The organism is uncultured Campylobacter sp., from assembly GCF_937980635.1.
Lineage (GTDB): Bacteria > Campylobacterota > Campylobacteria > Campylobacterales > Campylobacteraceae > Campylobacter_B.
Genome location: NZ_CALJPG010000023.1, coordinates 25,843 through 40,890, shown reverse-complemented (window position 1 = coordinate 40,890; position 15,048 = coordinate 25,843). Strand labels below are relative to the sequence as shown.

At 46.6% G+C, this 15,048-nt stretch carries 15 protein-coding genes; 10 read left to right on the top strand and 5 right to left on the bottom strand.

Annotated elements, in window-relative coordinates; all coding sequences use genetic code 11:
* The first annotated feature begins 58 nt into the window (after positions 1-58).
* From Q0460_RS06665 to Q0460_RS06640, 6 genes are all read left to right on the top strand, one after another.
* A complete protein-coding gene (locus Q0460_RS06665; protein ID WP_299086046.1) occupies positions 59-1,279 on the top strand; it encodes an MFS transporter in 1,221 nt (406 codons plus the stop codon).
* Between the two features lie 97 nt (positions 1,280-1,376).
* Positions 1,377-3,641 (top strand): thiosulfate reductase PhsA, encoded by a 2,265-nt coding sequence (gene phsA / locus Q0460_RS06660; protein WP_299086045.1) that lies wholly within the window; start codon positions 1,377-1,379, stop codon positions 3,639-3,641.
* 11 nt (positions 3,642-3,652) lie between these two features.
* Entirely contained in the window at positions 3,653-4,219 is a 567-nt protein-coding gene (locus Q0460_RS06655) for a 4Fe-4S dicluster domain-containing protein (protein ID WP_297881003.1), read from the top strand.
* A complete protein-coding gene (nrfD, locus tag Q0460_RS06650) occupies positions 4,212-5,183 on the top strand; it encodes an NrfD/PsrC family molybdoenzyme membrane anchor subunit (RefSeq protein WP_299086044.1) in 972 nt (323 codons plus the stop codon). The genes Q0460_RS06655 and nrfD overlap by 8 nt, the downstream gene beginning before the upstream one ends.
* 26 nt (positions 5,184-5,209) lie before the next feature.
* Complete coding sequence (locus tag Q0460_RS06645; protein ID WP_299086043.1) at positions 5,210-5,863, top strand: response regulator transcription factor; 654 nt, start codon at positions 5,210-5,212, stop codon at positions 5,861-5,863.
* Positions 5,856-6,974, top strand: coding sequence for a HAMP domain-containing sensor histidine kinase (locus Q0460_RS06640; RefSeq protein ID WP_299086042.1), 1,119 nt, complete (start codon positions 5,856-5,858; stop codon positions 6,972-6,974). Before Q0460_RS06645 ends, Q0460_RS06640 begins: the two co-directional genes overlap by 8 nt.
* 90 nt (positions 6,975-7,064) lie before the next feature.
* Here the strand turns inward: Q0460_RS06640 and Q0460_RS06635 are convergent, their stop codons facing one another.
* The 3 genes from Q0460_RS06635 to Q0460_RS06625 all read right to left on the bottom strand — a co-directional run bounded on the left by Q0460_RS06635 (position 7,065) and on the right by Q0460_RS06625 (position 9,138).
* Complete coding sequence (locus Q0460_RS06635) at positions 7,065-7,826, bottom strand: hypothetical protein (RefSeq protein ID WP_299086041.1); 762 nt, start codon at positions 7,824-7,826, stop codon at positions 7,065-7,067.
* A 125-nt stretch (positions 7,827-7,951) separates the two neighbouring features.
* Positions 7,952-8,770, bottom strand: a complete 819-nt coding sequence (locus tag Q0460_RS06630; protein WP_299086040.1) for a cache domain-containing protein — start codon at positions 8,768-8,770, stop codon at positions 7,952-7,954.
* On the bottom strand, positions 8,767-9,138 hold the full coding sequence (locus Q0460_RS06625) for an HIT family protein (RefSeq protein WP_005870777.1): 372 nt from the start codon (positions 9,136-9,138) through the stop codon (positions 8,767-8,769). The genes Q0460_RS06630 and Q0460_RS06625 overlap by 4 nt, the downstream gene beginning before the upstream one ends.
* Positions 9,139-9,301: 163 nt before the next feature.
* Between Q0460_RS06625 and Q0460_RS06620 the strand changes: the two genes are divergently transcribed.
* The gene (locus Q0460_RS06620) at positions 9,302-10,510 is read left to right on the top strand and encodes an MFS transporter (protein ID WP_299086039.1); all 1,209 of its coding nucleotides are present in this window, start codon (positions 9,302-9,304) and stop codon (positions 10,508-10,510) included.
* A gap of 228 nt (positions 10,511-10,738) precedes the next feature.
* Here the strand turns inward: Q0460_RS06620 and Q0460_RS06615 are convergent, their stop codons facing one another.
* Positions 10,739-11,347, bottom strand: coding sequence for a YigZ family protein (locus Q0460_RS06615; RefSeq protein ID WP_299086038.1), 609 nt, complete (start codon positions 11,345-11,347; stop codon positions 10,739-10,741).
* A gap of 70 nt (positions 11,348-11,417) precedes the next feature.
* On the opposite strand from Q0460_RS06615, the gene galU reads away from it, so the two are divergent.
* The 3 genes from galU (at position 11,418) to Q0460_RS06600 (ending at position 14,130) form a co-directional block, all read left to right on the top strand.
* The gene (gene galU / locus Q0460_RS06610) at positions 11,418-12,254 is read left to right on the top strand and encodes a UTP--glucose-1-phosphate uridylyltransferase GalU (RefSeq protein WP_297881144.1); all 837 of its coding nucleotides are present in this window, start codon (positions 11,418-11,420) and stop codon (positions 12,252-12,254) included.
* On the top strand, positions 12,241-13,503 hold the full coding sequence (locus Q0460_RS06605) for a glucose-6-phosphate isomerase (RefSeq protein ID WP_299086037.1): 1,263 nt from the start codon (positions 12,241-12,243) through the stop codon (positions 13,501-13,503). Before galU ends, Q0460_RS06605 begins: the two co-directional genes overlap by 14 nt.
* 312 nt (positions 13,504-13,815) lie before the next feature.
* Entirely contained in the window at positions 13,816-14,130 is a 315-nt protein-coding gene (locus tag Q0460_RS06600; protein WP_299086036.1) for a VOC family protein, read from the top strand.
* A 162-nt stretch (positions 14,131-14,292) separates the two neighbouring features.
* On the opposite strand, the gene Q0460_RS06595 is transcribed toward Q0460_RS06600, so the two are convergent.
* A complete protein-coding gene (locus Q0460_RS06595; protein WP_299086035.1) occupies positions 14,293-15,009 on the bottom strand; it encodes a hypothetical protein in 717 nt (238 codons plus the stop codon).
* Between the last annotated feature and the right edge of the window lie 39 nt (positions 15,010-15,048).

The window sequence follows — 15,048 nt, the reverse complement described above, 5'->3', positions numbered from 1 at the left end:
AAGTGAATTTTTAAAATTTAATGTATAATCTCAAATCAAAATTTCAAAAGGCAGCGCGTTGAAAAATCCCTTCCTATCGCTTAAATACTCAAATTTTAGAATTTATTGGATCGGGATGAACCTCTCGCTAATCGGTTCTTGGATGCAAAGCGTCGCGCTGCCGTGGCTAGTGCTAAGCATCACCGCAGACGCTTTTAAGGTCAGCCTTGTAGCCGCGGCACGGTTCTTGCCCGCGCTACTTTTCACGCCTTTTTCCGGTGTACTGCTCGATAAGTTTAATCGCAAAAAGATCCTTCTGCTTGCTCAAATAGGCATGGCGGTGACTGCCTCAATTTTCGCGGTTATGAGCTTTTGCGAGCTATATTCTTTCGGCAAAATTTTATTTTGTGCTTTTGCAAGCGGCATCTTTACCAGCATGGATGCCCCGAGCCGTCAGTCGATGGTAAAAGACCTCATCGACTCGCCCCGCGATCTAGCCAACGCCATAGCATTAAATTCTATGTCCTTCAACGTCGCTCGTATCGCAGGACCCGCACTTGCGGGGATCGTGATGGCGCTATGGGGCGTGGGTTTTTGCTTTTTATTCAATGCACTTAGCTTTTTAGGCATCATCGTTTCGCTGTTTTTCATAAAAATTCCGCCATCCGTTACTATGCTATCTAGCAGGAGCGGAGGCGTTTTCGCCTCGATCGGTGCTGGAATTTCGTATGTATCGCACAAAAAAACTCTAAGCGAGCTAATGATAATAGTGCTTATCGTAGCGACGCTGGTGCCAAATTATAATGTAACGATCTCGGCACTTGTTAAGCTTAGCCTGGGTGCGGATGAGCGAAGCTTTGGATATTTGATGTCGGCTCTAGGCGCGGGGGCCTTTTGCGGCGCGCTTTTCGTAGCGGTTTTTGATAAACTCGGCATCCGCAAAATCAGATCGTGCGCGATCGCTATGGGGGTAAGCTTAGCTCTTACTGGGGTTGCGAATTCCTTCGCATGGGCTGCGGCAGGGCTTGCCGTAACTGGATTTCTTTTCGTAATCACAAACTCAAGCATCAACTCCACCGTGCAAATGCACGTAAGCAACGAATTCCGTGGGCGCGTGCTTAGTTTATACGCGCTATTTCTAATAGGTAGTACGCCATTTGGAGCGCTCATATCGGGCTTTTTTACCGAGCTACTGGGCGCTCGCGTAGCCCTTGCGATCTGCGGTACAATTAGCATTTTGCTACTGCTGGCGCTATTTTACGGCTTTAAAATACGGCGCAGGACGCATTTTATCTTTTGAGATAAAGTCTAAGCCAAAAGCTGCATTATCAAAATTAACCTTATTTTTACGATGAAGCCTTAGAATTCCTACCGAAATTTAAAGGTAAGGAGTTTTTATGGATAGACGAAATTTCCTAAAAAGTAGCGCCGCGATCGGCACGCTAGCGACATTAAATCTAAATTTAAACGCTAGCGCGGTCACCGGCGGGACGGAAAAGAAAGTCGCCAGCGTCTGCGAGATGTGCTCCTCGCGCTGTCCTATCGAAGTGACCGTCAAAAACGGTCGCGGCGCTCTCATCGAGGGCAACCATCGCTTTTCAAACAAAACCTCGGTCTGCGCTCGTGGAGGCGCGGGCATAAATCAGCTCTACGACGATCAAAGGCTCATTAAGCCGCTCATTCGCGTGGGCGAGCGCGGCGAGGGTAAATTTAAAGAGGCGAGCTGGGACGAGGCTCTTAAAATTTGCGCGCAGAAGCTTGGCGAGATTTCGCAAAAATACGGCCCGCAAAGCGTAGTTTTCACCTCTAAAACGGGCGAGCACCACACTCAGATGATGAATTTCGCCTGTGCCTACGGCAGCCCGAACATCTACTCGCACTGGTCCTGTTGCCCAGTCACCTACAATATCGCCGTGCCGCACACCTTCGGCGCCAATATGCAAAGAGACTACGGCGACGCAAAATACATCGTAAATTTCGGCCACAATCTCTTTGAGGGTATCGATATCTCAAAAACCAAAAAGCTCGCAAAAGCCGCAAGTAGAGAGGATGTAAAGCTTTTGGTCCTCGATCCGCGCTTTAGCGTCGTAGCTTCCAAAGCCGACGAGTGGCTACCGATAAAGCCGGGAACCGATGCGGCGTTTTTGATGGCGCTGATTCACGTCTGGTTGCGCGATAACAAATACGACAAAAAATTTATCAAACAATACGCCGTGGGGCTAGAGGAGCTAAGGCAGTCCGTGAAGGATACGACGCCGCTTTGGCAAGAGGGTATCACGGGAATTAAAGCGGACAAGGTCGAGCGCATCGCAAATGAAATTTACGCCGCGGCTCCCGCAGTCATAATCGATTGGGGCCATAAAACCACGACCGCTAAGGCCGAATACGTCCGCACGCGCGCCATCGCAATCGCAAACGCGCTGATGGGAAACGTCGAGAAAAAGGGCGGAATTTACTTCTCTAAAGATTCCAAAACCTTCAACGCGCTTTGCAAAGAGGATCTATTCCCTACCATCTCAAACCCAGATAAGGAGTTTAAAATTCCAAAGACCGCGCGTATCGACGGCTGCGGCGAAGAAGGTAGCGAAAATTTCTTCGTGCCACGCAAACACGGCGTTTTAATGCAGATCGCGCCTACGATTTTAAGCGAAAAGCCTTACCCTGTAAAAGGCTGGGTCAGCACGCGCTTTAACCACCTCATCAACGTTGCGGGCGTGGATAAGAGCGTAGAGGCGATCAAAAAGCTAGACTTCGTGCTCGCAATCGACGTGTATATGAGCGACTTCGCGTGCCTAGCCGACGTGATCTTACCCGAATCCACGTATTTGGAGCGCGACGAGTCGATTCAAAACAAAGGCGGCACCGCGCCTGGATTTGTGATGCGAAACAAAGCCGTCGAGCCGGTGGGCGATACGAAGTGCGGCTATGAAATTTTTAGAGAACTTGCGAGAGTGATGAAGATCGATCAGGACTACACCTGGAACAACATCGACGAATACCGCATGCAGCAAGCCAAAGGCAACGCTGAGCTGATCGCAAATTTAATCAAAAACGGCTACGTAAGCTACAAGGTGCCGAAGCTATACTACCGAGAGCCGAAGCTCGTGGCTAAATTTATCGATAAATATCCTGCCGCGGCGGAGTTCGTGGACGAAAACGGCGAGATGAGCTCTCAGATGAAATTTAAAACCCCGAGCGGCAAGATCGAGCTTTTCGCGCCGAAAGTGGAGGAGCTTTTCGCGGGATACGGCTGCTTAAACACCGAGGGTATGGATGTATTCGGCGGGCACAAATACTGCCTGATGACCGGTAAGACCGCGCTTCACACCAACGGTCACACTCAAAATGTCAAAATTTTAAACGATATGATGAGCGAATCGCCGGTTTGGATCAGCCCTACTTCTGCAAAAGCGGAGGGACTAAAGACGGGCGATATCGTGAAGCTTAAAAATAAATTCGGCGAGCAAAAGGCTAAAATTTTCGTCACGCAAGGCATCAGAGACGACTGCCTGTTTTTATACCACGGCTTTGGGCACGTAAGCCCGGGGCTAAAGCGCACGAACGGCATAGGCACGAACCAAAGCGTCCTTCTCGATCCGGCTGCGGGTCCTGTGGTAAGCACGATGGTAACCAACGTCGGCGTCGATATAGTTAAAATTTGAAAGGGGCGGTTATGAAAAAACTCATAATGATTCACGACGAAAATTTATGTATAGGTTGCCAAGCCTGTTCGGTTGCGTGCAGGAACGAAAACGGCGTGCCGAGCGGCGTTTATAGGCTGCAAGTGCACGGCAAAACAAGCGGCGTTTTTCCAAATTTAAAGCTTGATTACTCGCGCGCTAGCTGCGTTATGTGCGAGGATAGCCCCTGCGTGGACGTCTGCCCTACGGGAGCGAGCTTTAAAACCAAAGACGGCGTAACGCTCATAGACGAGAGGCTTTGCGTCAGCTGCAAATACTGCATCCTAGCCTGTCCTTACGACGCGAGGTTTGTAGATCCTATCACGCACGCTATCGGCAAATGTACCTTTTGCTACACGAACCGCACTAGCAAAGGTTTGCAGCCCGCCTGCGTAAGTGTGTGTCCGACGGATGCTTTAACTTTCGGCGACGTAAATGACGTAAATTCCGAGGTAAGCAAGCTGCTAGCCAAAACAAGCGTAGAATATCCAAAAGCGTATCTAAACACCAAGCCGCGCCTAGCGAATATCAAAAACAAAAAAGGAGGACGCTATGAATAATATGTGGGGCGATATGAGCCAATACTCTGAAATTTACTGGCCTTGGCCGATTGCGATTTATCTATTTTTGGCGGGTCTTAGCGCGGGAGCGACGATGGTGGCGCTTTTAGTTAAATGGAATCGCCACGAAAGCGAGCAAAATTCCATCTGGGATGCGATGATTAGAGCGGGTGCGATCACGGCGCCGCTTACGATCTGCGCGGGGCTTTTGCTTTTGATCTTTGATCTAGGCAAGCCGCTAAGCTTTTATCTTTTACTGATCAAATTTAACTTCGGCTCGGTGATGAGTCTCGGCGTTTTGGCGCTTTTAATCTACGTGCCGTTTAGCTTTGTATTTGCGCTATGCGTATTCGGCGAGGAAATTTGTAAATTTAAACTGCTCGCCTTTCTGCGACCTATCGTAAATTTACTAAGCTCGTTCGCCAAAGCTTCCAAAGCTTTCGAGCGAGTTTTATTTATCCTTGCTCTTTGCGTGGGCGCATATACGGGCTTTTTGTTAAGCGCGGTGATGAAAATTCCGCTTTGGAATACGCCTGTGCTGCCGATTTTATTTTTGCTGTCGGGCTTTTCCAGCGGCATCGCGGCGAGCATTTTAGTTGGACTTCTGTTTTTTAAAGGCTCGTTAAACAAAGATAGCATAAAATACCTTTTGGTGCTTGATCTGCGCGCGATACTCTTTGAAATTCCGCTTTTATTCATTCTATTTGTCGGGATGTATTTTGAGGGCGGCATTAGCGCGCTTGCGGCACAGCAGGCTTTGACGCACGAGGTTTACGGTAAAATTTTCTGGATCGGCGTTTTAGGCACGGGGCTCATCGCTCCGATCATCATCGCCTTTACGGCGCTGAAAAACCACGCCTACAAGCCTGCGTTTATAGTTTTAAATTCTTTCGTCGTGCTTTGCGGCGTCATTCTGCTTCGTTACTACATCGTATATGCGGGGCAAATTTGCACGGGAGCGTAGTTTCGCTCCCGATCTAGGGAGTGAGTTTGAAAATTTTACTTTTAGAAGACGATTTTGAATATAGAAGCAGCGTAAGCGAGTATCTGCAGGAGCTAGGCTACGAGGTGGACGAATGCGCTAGCGGCGACGCGGCCTGCGATAAGATCGCCGGGGGCGCCTACCATCTGCTGATTTTAGACATTAAAGTGCCGGAGGTTTCAGGCGAAGAGGTGCTCAAATACGCGCGCAGCCTCGGTCTTAACACCCCCGTGATGATGATGACCTCGCTCGGCGACATCGACGATTTAAGCCAGTGCTACGAGCTTGGTTGCAACGAATACCTAAAAAAGCCCTTCCACCTAGCCGAGCTTAAATTTAGAGTAAGCGAGCTGATGCGAAAGTACTTCGGCGATGAAAAGGGCGCCGTCAAGATCGCGGATAAATTTCACTACTTCGCAAATTTAAAAATTTTAAAGCGTGCAGACGAAGAGATATCGCTAAGCGCCAAAGAGATTAAAATCATAGAATTTCTGCTCGCCAATATCAAAAGATTCGTTAGCGTCGATGAGCTCATCGCCGACGTGTGGGACGGCGAGGCTGGCAGCGTCGATGTGCGCGTACATATCAGCAACCTCCGCTCCAAAACGAGCAACGATTTCATCCTCTCCAGCCGCGGACTCGGATATAAGATCAATGCTTAAAGGGTTTAAATTTACGCTTTTTAGCGCGATTTTTATCATCGGCGCCTTTATAAGCGAGAGCCTTTATATCATCTATTTAAACTCTAAAATCGAGGAGAGCGCCGACGTCGCCGAGCTGATACAAAAAAGTGGCGAAGCTCTAAGCGAAGCGTATCCCGATCTAAAAGACGAGCTCATCTACGACTACGCGATCCTAAACGCAAACGGCGAAATTTTAAGATCAAACCTAAGCGTCCAGCCGCCGGATTTTGCATTTATTACGCTGAAATTCGGCGGGCGGGTATTTTTTAAGCGCCATTTTCTACATGAGGGCAAGCTATATTTTTTCGTCATTTCAAAAAAGATAAGCTACGCCAAGATAGAATTTATCGCGATCTGCTCGATCTTTATCACGATTTTTGTAGCGCTCATCATCGCGCTGTTTAACTACAAAATCATTAAAAATTTCTACGCGCAGCAAAGCAACCTCATCAAGGCGTTTTTCAACGACGCGATGCACGAGCTAAAGACCCCTCTAGGCGTCGCGCTCATCAACACCGAGATGCTTGGGCTGCGCGACAAACACACCGCGCGCATAAAATCCGCGCTAAAGCAGATGATCATTACTTACGAGGACGTGGAGTATTTCATCAAAAGCGGCAAGATGAGCCTAAAAAGCCGCCGCATCGATATGAGCGAGTTTTTGGGCGCTAGGATAAATTTTATCTACCTGGTCGCAAAAAGCAAAAACATAAGTCTGCAATCGCGAATAGCGCCCGATGTGAGCGTTTTTATGGACGAAACCTCACTGATGCGCCTCATCGATAACACGCTAAGCAACGCCATAAAATACTCACGCCCCGGCGGCAAGATCATCATCGCGCTAGAAATTGGGGTGAGCATAGCGGTCTTTAGCGTGCAGGACTTCGGCATCGGAATAAAAGATACGAGCGCGATCTGGGAGAGATACTCGCGCGAAAACGCGGCTCTTGGCGGATTCGGCCTCGGGTTAAACATAATCGATAAAATTTGCAAGCGCTACGGAATCGCAAAAAGCGTCAGCTCAAAGCCGAATGAAGGCAGCACCTTTTGCTATAAAATCCCGCTGTTTAAGCAGAAGCTTTTAGATTAAGAAGGCGCGCGAAATTTAGGCGCTAATTTTAAAATTTAGAAAGTAGAATTCGCGCGGCTAGAGTTTAAAATTTTGTTTTAGCGTGGCTTTTCAGCCGCCTTTTGCTTCCCTGCTGCGTAAATAATATTCTTCCAATGGATAATTTAAATTTCCGCAGTTGTCTAGCTCAAAACCCTGTTTTATATCAAACGACGCCTTGTTTCTCTCCTGGTAATATTCTTTGATCTTTTCAGAAAAATTCATTCTATCAAATAAGTATTCGGAATGATTGCGTTGTATATAATTTTTATAAATTAAAACAAACTTATCTAACAATATATGAATATTTGGTCCTTTATAAGCGCCGTCTAGAATAATTATCGGTCTATCAAATCCAGCACTCATATCTTTCAAATTTATTTTTAAATATTTCTTTGGGTCGGTTTTTTTAGCTTTTAGTTTATTCATAAAAATTTCCTCAAACGTCTCATTATTATCATGATGCTTTTTTAATACTTCAAACCAATTAGATAAATTTATGTTCTCTAGTTCATAGTATGCAATTTCATATGAGCTACGCCAAGAACTACCATAGGCATAGGTCCTATAATCATTGATCATTTGTTCTAGTTTCAACTCATAATCCAAATACTGTCCTATCGCTCTTTTATACAGCTCCTCTTTCGGTAAAATTCTATCCTCTTTGAGGCAGTATCCTTGCTTGTATTTGTTGTAGTCGGAGAGAGAAACTACGGCGAAGCCTCGTGAGGTAGAGTAATCGGGGATTATACGGATAAATGCGGCGCAAAGTATCGCCGCCAGAAGCAGCGCACCAGATAGCGCTTTAAATTTAACGGATTTATAAAATTTCATACCGACGTTCCTTTTAAAATTTAAAATTTCAGCACACATTGCCGCGATCATGCGATTAAATTTAAAACGCTGCGCCGCTGCGACAAAGCAAACAAGAGACAGGCGCCTAAATTTAAATCTCGCCGCTAGCCTTCGCGGTGCAAAATTATATAGCCCAGCTTCGTGCCGTTTTCGTCCGAAAATGCCCGCACGTAAAAATAATGCCCGTCCTTTTTGATAAAGCTCTGCGCCCCAAAATCAAGCGTCGCCAAAATCGACAAAACATCGTAATCCGGCGCGCTGTTTACGACGATAAAGTCCTTGATAACGCCTATTTTATCGTAGAAGCAGTCGGTTTCAAACCTCTTATCTACGAGGATAAAAATATCGTTTCCCATGCGGTTGATCTGCGCGATGACGTGCTCGAAATCGAGCATTATCTCGGCGCTTCCGATAAATTTACCGTCGCTAAAAACGGGCGAAATTCCGCGCATAAAAACCCCGCATCGCCCCATCTCCACAAGCGCTTTAGGAAGCAGGCTCTGGCGGATCTGCAAAAGCGAATGGCGAAAGGAACTCAGATCGTCGTTATAAAATTCGTCGCTCCAGCTTCTAGCCAGGCTTCTAGTGCTTTGCGTGTGAAAATGTATCTTAACGCCCGTATAGAAGGGCACTGCACTCAAAATGTCTTTGTATTTTTTCGTCACGTCCATGCACTCGCCGTGTTTGCCGCTCTCAAAACAGCGCACCACGTCGCTGTTCTGCGATAAAATCAGCGAGATCGCAAAGGCGTTTAGCTTCTCTTCATCGACGATCTTTTCAAACAGGCTCGCGCTAAAATCGAACTGCTGCTTGATTTTTATCTCGTTTTCCTCGCTTTTAAAGCGCAGATAAAACGCAAAGGTGGCGACGCAGCAAGCAAGCGCGAAAAGGCTTAGGTATTTTTTGGAGCGCGCGCCTATCATCTGAATTCCATCTTTAAATTTGCCGCTAAAACCTCTGCAAATTCGCTAAATTCCGGCAGATCGAGTTTGCCGTTTCGCATCTTTTTTCCCCAGACGGACTCCGGGAAAAAGCTGTCGTTTTTAAAGCGCGCCTGGACGTGAAAATGCACGCGCGGCACGTAGTTGGCGAAGCTTGCGATGTTGATTTTATCGGGCGCGTAAAACTCCCGAAGGCTCTTTTCGCACTGAAGCACGGCGCGCCACAGATGCGCCAGCGTCGCTTCGTCGCAGTCGCTAAGCTCTTTAAATTTCGCCTTCGTAAAGACCTTCACCCACGGCACTTCGTGCTCCTCGCGCTCCACGTAAATCATCTCGTCTTCGTAAATCATCGCGTTCTCCTTGAAAACGGAATTTTAATGCAAAGCCCATTAAAGCTAGGTAAATTCCTCTTACATAAATAATATACTAAAATACATTAATTAAATATATCTATAAAATATCGATATATTCGTGATTTTTATGCTATAATTCTATTTTTTAAAAGGAATATATATGAAATCAGTTTGGATAATGATCCTATGCGCCGCGGCGATTTTGATGATTACGATGGGCGTTCGTATGTCATTAGGTCTTTTCGTGCAACCTATAATGCAAGCAAATTCCCTATCCATCGCCCAAGTAAGCTTTGCGATGGCAACTACGCAGCTGGTATGGGGCTTTTCGCAACCGCTTAGCGGGATACTTGCAGACAAGCTCGGTGCCTACGTCGTGCTGTTTTGGGGCAGCGTGCTTTTGGCGATTAGTTGCACTCTTGTGCCGTTATTTAGTAGTGAAAGCGCGCTTGTATTAACGATGGGTTTTGGGCTTGCACTGGGGCTTGGCGCGGGTAGTTTTCCGATTCTAATGAGCCTAATGGCAAAGCGCCTGCCATTTTCTATCCGCTCGGTTGCTAGCGGAGTGCTAAATGCAGGCGGCTCGTTCGGACAATTTTTATTTGCGCCAATGATTGGGTTTTGTATCGCAACGCCTGCTTTGGGATACGGCGGCGCATTTTTTACGCTTGCAGGTCTTAGTTTGTTAATTCTGCCGCTTGCGAGACTCTTGGCAGGCGGCAAAATTCTATTTGGCGAGCAAACCAGCCTGCATGAAGAAGATAAGCGCAGCTTAGGCGAAGTGCTGCGTTTAGCGCTGCGCGATAAAAGCTATATTTTGATAAATTTAAGCTTTGCTACGTGCGGTTTTCACGTAGCGTTTTTAGTGACGCACCTACCTAGCGAAGTAGCGCTAAGCGGGCATGGTGCGCAGGTAGCGTCCTTTTCGCTCGCACTGATTGGCATCGCAAACATCGTAGGCAGCTTATTCGTAGGCTGGTGTGTTTCCAAAGTGCGCTGTAAAGTCATTTTATTTTGCATATATGCCCTGCGTATCGCTCTTATTGGTGCTTATGTGCTCTCGCCCAAAGACAGCCTTACGTTTTATATCTTCAGCGTGGGATTAGGATTTACCTGGCTAGCGACCGTACCGCCTACTGCGGCTGCCGTCGGTAAGCTGTTGGGAACGCGATATTTAGCAAGCCTATTTGGATTTACGATGCTTTCGCATCAAATCGGCGGATTTTTTGGCGCATACATCGGAGGCCTTGCGGTACGGGCATACAGCGCGTATGATTATATGTGGTATTTGGATATGACGCTAGCGGCTATTGCAGCTCTGCTAAGCCTGCCTGTGCGTGAAGCTAAGATGAAGCACGTGAAATTTTAAAAATTTATGGGATTTTGAAATTTACGGACGGAATTTTCGCGAAATTTTGCAAGCTAAATTACGACAGAATTTTGAAATTCTTAAAATTTTAAAATTTATCGGATTTTATGTTTCGCACTATGAAATTTTACTTTAGCTTTAAAATTCCGCTGCGATAAAATGCAAAATCCGCTTATGCTTTCAAATTTAGCCGAGACGAGCTTTTAAATTTTATAGAATTTTGAAATTTTAAAATTCCGGCTCGCGCAGCATTTTAAGAGCCGGTGCGAGAGCATCTGCAAAGCCTTTAAATTTTTCAAATTCCTCCGCGCTAAGCTCTGCGCTAAACTCCGCTCCCGCAGCACCAAAGCTTGCTTCATAAACAAAACCCGATTTTTTTAAAAAATGTTCAAATTTAGCCACCGCCGCAAACGGCACGAAAAACGCGCAATGCCTTTTAAGAAAAAAGTCGGTTAAAGCACCACTGCTTGCGGCAGCCTCGATAGCGAGATTTGCGCTACTAGCGTATGCGCGCACGAGCCCGCCCGTGCCTAGCTTGATGCCGCCAAAGTAGCGCACCACGAGCACCGCGGCGTTAATCAATTCGGCACCGCGAAGCGCGTTTAGACACGGTGCGCCCGCAGTCGATTTGGGCTCGCCGTCGTCGCTTGAGTTTTCTACGATCTGCCCGGGCTCATTCAGCGCGCGATACGCCCAGACGATATGCCGCGCCTTAGGATGCTGCTGCCGCAGCCGCGCACGCAGCGTCTCAAAGCTCGCTAGCGGCGCGAGATAGGCGATGAAGCTTGATTTTTTGATCTCCTGCGCGGCGCTGATCTCTTTTTCAATCGTTTTCAAGGCTTTCCTTTGCGGAATTTTATCTTTTTTGCATTATAATAAAAGTTCAAAAAAAGATCAAAGGAGCTTCATGATCCAGACTTGTTTATTTCCCGCGGCGGGCTACGGCACGCGCTTTTTGCCCGCGACCAAATCGCTACCTAAAGAGATGCTTCCGATCCTTACCAAGCCGCTCATTCATTACGGCGTGGACGAGGCACTGGAGGCGGGCATGGACAATATGGCTTTCGTCACGGGTCGCGGCAAGCGCGCGCTGGAGGATTATTTCGACCGCAGCTACGAGCTGGAGGATCAAATTTCAGGCAGCAGTAAGGAGTATCTGCTCGACGAGATCAGAGCGCTTATGAAGCGCTGCACCTTCTCTTTTACGCGCCAAGAGCAGATGAAGGGGCTTGGTAACGCAATTTATACGGGTAAAATTTTAATCCGCGACGAGCCTTTCGGCGTAGTGCTTGCAGACGATCTGTGCGTGAACGAAAACGGCGAGGGCGTGCTAGCGCAGATGGTTAAAATTTACGAAAAATACCGCTGCAGTGTCGTTGCAGTAATGGAAGTGCCGCCGCAGGACGTAAATAAATACGGTATCATCGCAGGAAAAAGCATCAGCGACGATCTGATAATGGTCTCGGATATGATTGAAAAGCCTGAACCTAGCGAGGCTCCGTCGAGCTTAGCCATCATCGGGCGCTACATCCTAACACCTAATATTTTCGATCTCATCGAGCAGACGGCACCCGGTAAAAACGGCGAGGTGCAGATCACCGACGCGCTTTTGAAACAAGCTCAAAACGGCGTGGTGATCGCGTATAAATTTAAAGGCACTCGCTTCGACTGCGGCTCGGTAAAAGGCTACGTGGAGGCAATCAAATATTTCTACGAGCGAGAATTCGGCGATGGTAAAAAATGAGCTGTTTTTCCCGCTGGCAAAAGAGGGCGCGCTAGAGGAGGTAGCGGCAAAGATCCACGCCGAATACGAAAGCGGCGAGATAGGCTACTACCGCCTGCCACAGCAAGGCGCAGACGAAATAGCGCGGGCGAAGGAATTTTTTAGCGCGCGAAACTACGATGCGATCGTGCTTATAGGTATCGGCGGCTCCAGCGTGGGCGTGCGGGCGCTTTATGAGATGCTGCGTCCGCGCGTAAGAAAGAATTTGCGCTTTGAAATTTTGGATAATTTAGACGCGCTTAGCGTGCGTCGCGCGCTCGAAGGGTTAAATTTCGCTCGCACGATCTTCATCATATCGTCCAAATCGGGCGGTACGATCGAGACGATCTCGCTTTTTAAGGTCGTTTTGCAGCGTTTTGGAAATTCAGATTTAAAAGCGCTAGCAAAAAATTTCATCTTTATCACCGATGCAGGCTCGCCGCTGGATGTCTTCGCGCGCGAGCATGGCGCCTGCGTGATAAATATGCCCGCTAACGTAGGCGGCCGTTTTAGCGTGTTAAGTGCGGTAGGGCTAGTGCCCGCAGTTGGGCTAGGCCTTGATGCAAGCGCGATGCTACGCGGAGCTGCCGCCGCAAAAGAGCGGTATCTGGATGAAATTTTAGCATGCGATCCCGCTAAAATCGCGGAGAATAAAATTCTACGAAAAGCCCATCACTACGCCACACACAAAAGTGCGAAAATCAACGTCCTTTTTAGCTATGGCGACGCGTTGCGCGCATTGGGCGAGTGGTACGTACAGCTATGGGCGGAAAGCCTAGGTAAAAAGATCGGCTTTAGCCGCGAGGGACTTACTCCTGTAGGGCTTGTAGGCTCGCGCGATCAGCACAGCTTCCTTCAGCTCATCATGGACGGCGTAAAGGATAAGACCGTGACTTTCTTAAAGCTCACGGACAACGGCACTACGGACGCGGTGCCCGGTATCAGTCTGCAAGGTCTTGAGGGCTGCGACTTCGTAAACGGCATGCGACTGGATGAGGTGCTAAATCTTCAGTGCGATGCTACGCTGCAAGCCGTACTAAATGAGGGTATTAGCGTCGATCTAATCGAGGTTTCGCGGCTTTGTGAACAGAGCGTGGGTGAGCTATTTTACTACTTTGAGCTGCTAACCAGCGCCACCGGAGCGATACTGGGCGTCACCACTTACGATCAGCCGGGCGTCGAGGTAGGCAAGAGAATTTTAAAATCGTTAGTTTTAAAATCGCGAGATTAGAATTTGCGGCGCTAGCTAGACGGAATTTCGTCGGGTCAAATTTTACTAAAGTCAGACTCTACTCGCGCTCCATTTTTACTTAGGCTAAATTTTAGAATTTTAAAATTTACGCCGCGGAATTTTGATTTCTCGCTACGAGCATTTGAAATTTTGCCGCAAAATTTCACGGTAAAATTCCAAAATTCCACCGCGAGACGTAAAAATTTTGCGACTCGCGAGCGCGCAAGGAGATAAAATGAAAATCACAGAAATCGATCACTTTGTACTAGTTACGGGCGATCTGCAAAAATGCGTGAAATTTTACGAAGGAATTTGGGGCTAGAGCATGTTTGCGAGGGCGGCAAACACAGCCTGCGCTTCGGCTCCTCAAAGATCAATATCCACACCCGCGCGGGCGAGTTTGAGCCGTTTGCGGCGCGTCCTGGCGCGGGCTCGGCGGATTTTTGCCTCATCTGTGAAGGGCAAAGCGCACAGCAGCTCAAAGAGGAGCTGGAAAGCAAGGGGGCGCAAATAGAGCTTGGCGTCGTGCCTCGAATGGGCGCGCGCGGCGTTATACAAAGTATCTATCTGCACGATCCTGACGGCAATCTCGTAGAGCTCGGCGTATATGAAAGAAACGAGGACTAGCATATAAATTTAAAGGCAAAATTTCAAGCGGAACGTTAGAATTTAAATTTTCTAAATTCTATCTTTGTTATTGAAAATGAGCATCGTGCGGATTAAATTATTTATCCCTCGACATGTTAATTATGTGCCGTTTATATATTTTTTAAACCTTATCTTTTGTTTTTAGAATTTCATAAATTTGTTCATTTTATTCACTATTATTTTTGCAATATCATAAGGCGGTTTCCAAAATAAATATCCCTCTGTAATATCTATATTTAGCGTATCCAAGAAATATTTTTGCAGCTCGCCAAACTCCTTTTTATTATTGATCGTAAATACTTCTGAATCGAAACCGTTGCATATCAATAATTTATCACAAATCAAGAACCTAACGGTTTTCTCAAATAGAATATAGTAGATAAATTTAATAATGGGCATCAGCAATAAGCCCATAATTATAAAAATAAACATATAAAATTTAAAGTTGTATAATGCCACGACGATCATTATAAATAAAACTAAAACACAAAATTTAATTTTCACATCAAAGGGCGCAAAATTGGGAATCATATAAGCATATCTGTAAACGGAGATATTGTTTAGAGCTATCTCTTTTTCGCATTTTGTTTTATTTTTAAATTCTATTTTGTCCTTCATAAAGGTTATCGTTTTTTTGCTATTTATAAAGCTCGCTGCGTATATAAAGAAAAATGCGGTGCCATAACCTAGCAATATTTTCATATAAAACCTAAATTTATACTCACTGCTAAAATGATAGGTCAAAGAACAAATTAACAAAATTCCAAGAGCTATCAGCCAAAACAGATCATCCATCTTTTTTACGACTATCGGCTCTTTGTCGTAATCTCTGGCTTTTTGTTTATTATAATTTTCCATTATTTCAAGCACCTTTTTAAAAATAGATATAAATTTATA

Excerpts from the sequence above, each read along its gene's own strand:
- phsA (WP_299086045.1), top strand. The coding sequence starts at position 1,377 with ATGGATAGACGAAATTTCCTAAAAAGTAGCGCCGCGATCGGCACGCTA.
- Q0460_RS06640 (WP_299086042.1), top strand. The coding sequence starts at position 5,856 with ATGCTTAAAGGGTTTAAATTTACGCTTTTTAGCGCGATTTTTATCATC.
- Q0460_RS06625 (WP_005870777.1), bottom strand. The coding sequence starts at position 9,138 with ATGATTTACGAAGACGAGATGATTTACGTGGAGCGCGAGGAGCACGAA.
- Q0460_RS06630 (WP_299086040.1), bottom strand. The coding sequence starts at position 8,770 with ATGATAGGCGCGCGCTCCAAAAAATACCTAAGCCTTTTCGCGCTTGCT.
- nrfD (WP_299086044.1), top strand. The coding sequence starts at position 4,212 with ATGAATAATATGTGGGGCGATATGAGCCAATACTCTGAAATTTACTGG.
- Q0460_RS06605 (WP_299086037.1), top strand. The coding sequence starts at position 12,241 with ATGGTAAAAAATGAGCTGTTTTTCCCGCTGGCAAAAGAGGGCGCGCTA.
- Q0460_RS06655 (WP_297881003.1), top strand. The coding sequence starts at position 3,653 with ATGAAAAAACTCATAATGATTCACGACGAAAATTTATGTATAGGTTGC.
- Q0460_RS06635 (WP_299086041.1), bottom strand. The coding sequence starts at position 7,826 with ATGAAATTTTATAAATCCGTTAAATTTAAAGCGCTATCTGGTGCGCTG.
- Q0460_RS06620 (WP_299086039.1), top strand. The coding sequence starts at position 9,302 with ATGAAATCAGTTTGGATAATGATCCTATGCGCCGCGGCGATTTTGATG.
- galU (WP_297881144.1), top strand. The coding sequence starts at position 11,418 with ATGATCCAGACTTGTTTATTTCCCGCGGCGGGCTACGGCACGCGCTTT.
- Q0460_RS06595 (WP_299086035.1), bottom strand. The coding sequence starts at position 15,009 with ATGGAAAATTATAATAAACAAAAAGCCAGAGATTACGACAAAGAGCCG.